This is a genomic window from Dietzia sp. DQ11-38-2 (genome assembly GCF_014145055.1).
In the GTDB taxonomy this organism is placed as follows: Bacteria; Actinomycetota; Actinomycetes; order Mycobacteriales; family Mycobacteriaceae; genus Dietzia.
This window is the reverse complement of the sequence record NZ_JAALDW010000088.1, coordinates 1-3,691: the sequence shown is the minus strand read 5'-3', so window position 1 is coordinate 3,691 and position 3,691 is coordinate 1. Positions and strand designations below refer to the sequence as shown.

General features: G+C 69.3%; 4 protein-coding genes. 2 read left to right on the top strand and 2 right to left on the bottom strand.

Annotation, left to right across the window (positions count from 1 at the left end):
• A partial coding sequence (locus tag G6026_RS03450) for an alpha-(1->3)-arabinofuranosyltransferase family protein (RefSeq protein ID WP_182612269.1) occupies positions 1-683 on the bottom strand: 683 nt, incomplete at its 3' end.
• A gap of 21 nt (positions 684-704) precedes the next feature.
• Positions 705-893 (bottom strand): DUF2613 domain-containing protein, encoded by a 189-nt coding sequence (locus tag G6026_RS03445; RefSeq protein WP_231750375.1) that lies wholly within the window; start codon positions 891-893, stop codon positions 705-707.
• A 155-nt stretch (positions 894-1,048) separates the two neighbouring features.
• Between G6026_RS03445 and G6026_RS03440 the strand changes: the two genes are divergently transcribed.
• Positions 1,049-1,705, top strand: a complete 657-nt coding sequence (locus G6026_RS03440; RefSeq protein WP_182612268.1) for a TetR family transcriptional regulator — start codon at positions 1,049-1,051, stop codon at positions 1,703-1,705.
• On the top strand, positions 1,702-3,582 hold the full coding sequence (locus G6026_RS03435; RefSeq protein WP_107757529.1) for a long-chain-acyl-CoA synthetase: 1,881 nt from the start codon (positions 1,702-1,704) through the stop codon (positions 3,580-3,582). Before G6026_RS03440 ends, G6026_RS03435 begins: the two co-directional genes overlap by 4 nt.
• The last annotated feature ends 109 nt before the right edge of the window (positions 3,583-3,691 follow it).

The following is a 3,691-nucleotide window of genomic DNA, read 5'->3' as shown; positions in this document are numbered from 1 at the left end:
CACGCCGCGACGGACAGGGGCAGCCACCACGCCGCGAGCCGGGCCCATGTCCGTCCGGGTCGGAACATCAGCCACCAGAGGATCGCGGGGAGGCAGGCGATGGCGGTCGCGGCCGCGTTGACCGCCCCCATCATCGCCAGGGCCAGCGCGGCACCGGCCCCGCCCCGTCGCGGGGACAGGCGTCCCTGCAGGACCCGCACCACCGGGAGCAGCACCCACGGGGCCAGTGCGACGGGCCAGATCTCGGAGGAGATCGACCCGAGGTCGCCGATCATTCGCGGGGCGAGGGCGTAGAGGATCCCGGCCATCACCCGGGTCCGGCGCGTACCGATCCGCAGGGCGGCCGCCACCCGGACCACACCGACGTAGGCGACCGTCAACAGGACAGCCCACCACAGGCGTTGGGTCAGCCAGGCGGGCATCCCGACCAGGTCGAACAGCACGAAGAACGGCCCCTGGGGGAAGAGGTACCCGTACGCCTGGTTCTGGACCTGACCGCCGAACGACAGCCCGGTCCACAGGTGGGTGGCCTGCGCGAGGAAGCGACCCGGGTCCACGACGAGGTCGTACTTGGTGTCGGGGACGACCAGACCCGGGGCCTGCAGGCAGGCAAGGAGGAGAAACGCGAAGAAGGCGACGACCGCGTCGCGCGCGCCTGCACCGAGACGGATCCCGCGGGTCACCTCGGCCGGCGCGGGGAGGGACTAGCGGGCGCCGTACTCGACCTGGCCCAGGAGGGCCTGGTCCGCAGGCGGCTGGGGGACCTCCGGGATGGAGTTCTCGGCCATCGCGGAGCTGGCGCCGAAGGCGACGATGCCGCCGAGGACGATTCCGCCGACTGCGCTGGCGAGCGCTCCGGTACCGAAGCTCATCGAGTTCTCCCTGCGGGTCACGAGAATGGTGTGCACTGGCGGGTGCCGCGAGGCATGCCGATGCCGAAAGGGTATCACCCGGCACACCACGGATCGTGTGGAGTGTCGCCCACAACTACTTACTGGCCGGTAAGTTGGTGTGGGACACGACACCACGTCCCGCCGGAAGGAGTCTCGTGACGACGGGGACGAAACGGATCCCACGCGCGATCCGCGAACAGCAGATGCTGGACTCGGCCATTCGCGTGTTCTCCGATCTCGGCTACCGGTCGGCGTCGATGGACACCATCGCCAAGGACGCCAAGATCTCCAAACCGATGCTGTACCTCTACTACGGCTCCAAGGAGGAACTGTTCTCCGCGTGCGTCACCCGCGAGTCCGGGCGGCTCATCGAGCACCTCACCTCCGCGGCGACCAGCGGCACCGGAGCACGCCACAGTCTGGAGAACGTCGTGGAGGCGTTCCTCGACTACGTGGACGACCACACGGATTCGTGGAACGTCGTGTACCGCCAGGCCGTCGCCGAACCCGCGTTCAGCGAGGAGGTCGAGAAGACCCGTTCCGTCCTGGTGGATCTCACCACCGACCTGCTGGCGCAGAACTCGGTGGACGGGCGCAGTCGCGAGGTGCTCGAAGTGGTCGCCACGGCGCTGGTCGGGGCCGGCGAGGCGGTCGCCGACCGCGTCGCGCACCGGTCCACACCCAAATCGGTGGCCGCGGGAGTGGTCGTCGAACTCGCGTGGCGGGGCCTCGCCGGGGATCCCGCCAGATCACTCGCCGTCGAGTCACCCACAACCGCGTCACCCACCACCCCTAAAGAGGAGAAGCCGTGACCACCACGTCCACTGCCACCACCCGCAGCGCATCGCAGGGGGCCAAGACCCTCACCCCGTTGGACCTGGCGGGCGGATTACCCTCCCTCATCTCGGATCTGCCGACCGTTCTGCGTGGTCTCCGGATCGTCCGCACCTCCCGGGGGACCGACAAGCTCTCCATCGGCCGCAGGTTCCAGGAACTGGCGGCCTCACAGCCGGACGCCCCCTTCATGCGGTTCCTCGGCTCCGAGCTCTCCTACGGGGAGACGAACCGACGCGCCAACCGCGTCGCCGAGGTGCTCAAGGCCCGCGGGGTCCGGCGCGGCGACACCGTGGGGATCTGCATGGTCAACCGGCCCGAGGTCATGTTCGCCATCCTCGGTGCCGTCAAGGTGGGCGCCTCGGTGGGCCTGCTCAACCACCACCAGCGTGGTGAGGTCCTGGAACACTCGCAGAAGATCATCGACTCGAAGGTCGTCCTGATGGGCGCGGAGTGCGCCGAGGCCGCCGCGTCCATCCCCCGGGAGAAGTGGCTCGGCGAGTTGATCGCCGTGGGCTCCGAGTCCGACCTCCCCTTCCGGGGCTTCAGCGCCGGCCACCGCCCGGACGAACTCTCCGATCTGACCTGGCTCGAGGACGAGATCGAGGCATTGGGTTCGGACGCCGGCACCACCAACCCGCCAGAGGCCGACGAGACGCTCGGCGACGAGACCGCGTACTACGTGTTCACCTCCGGCACCACGGGTCTGCCCAAGGCCTCGACCATGTCCCACTACCGCTGGAACCGGGCCCTGGCCGGCTTCGGCCTCTCCGGCGTCCGGCTCAAGAAGGACGACGTCCTGCTGTGCCCGCTGCCGATGTACCACAACAACGCGCTCACGGTGGCCCTCGGTTGCGTGCTCGCCGCCGGCGCGTGCCTGGCCGTCGAGGAGCACTTCTCCGCGTCGAAGTTCTGGGATCAGGCCCGCGCCGCCCGCGCCACCGCGGCCATCTACATCGGCGAGATCTGCCGCTACCTGCTCAACCAGGAACCCGGCCCCGGCGACCGCGACCACTCCATCCGGGTGATGACGGGCAACGGATTGCGCCCCGAGATCTGGGAGGAGTTCCAACAGCGCTTCGGCGTGGACCGGATCTGTGAGTTCTACGCCGCCAGCGAGTGCAACATCGCGTTCGTCAACGCCTTCAACGTCGCCAAGACCACCGGCTACTGCCCGATGGACTTCGCGATCGTGGACTACGACCCAGACACCGGAGAGCCCCGCCGTGGCGCGGACGGCCGGCTGACCAAGGTGGGCAAGGGCGGCACCGGGCTGTTGATCAGCGGCATCTCCGACACCCAGCCCTTCGACGGCTACACCGACAAGGAGGCCACGGAGAAGAAGATCATCCGCGACGCCTTCAGCGACGGTGACGCCTGGTTCGTCTCCGGCGACCTCATGATGGACCAGGGCCTCAAGCACGCCTCGTTCGTCGACCGCCTCGGCGACACCTTCCGGTGGAAGGGCGAGAACGTGGCGACCACCGAGGTGGAGGCGGCCGTCAGCGCTCGCCACGAGGTCGACCAGGCCGTGGTCTACGGCGTGCCGGTGCCGGGCGCCGACGGCAAGGCGGGCATGGCCGCCGTGCGGCTGCACGACAAGTCCGACTTCGACGGCGCCGCGCTCGCGGAGCACCTGCGCAGGTCGTTGCCGTCGTACGCGGTTCCGCTGTTCATCCGGCTCTCCAAGGAGCTCGAGGTGACGTCCACCTACAAGAGCCGCAAGACCGAACTGCGCGAGCAGGCGTTCGACACCTCCCAGTTCGACGACCCGCTCTACGTCCTGTCGTCCGACAAGGGATACATCCCCTTCTACGATGGGGCGGAGAACGACGTCGTCGCCGGCAAGGCCTGAAGCCGGGGGCACCCCGAAGGAGGTCCCGCCGCCGCATGCCGTCTCCCCGCATGCCCGACCGCCGCGTGCCCGACCACCGTCATGTCCGCCGCCGCGCGCGTGGCGGCCG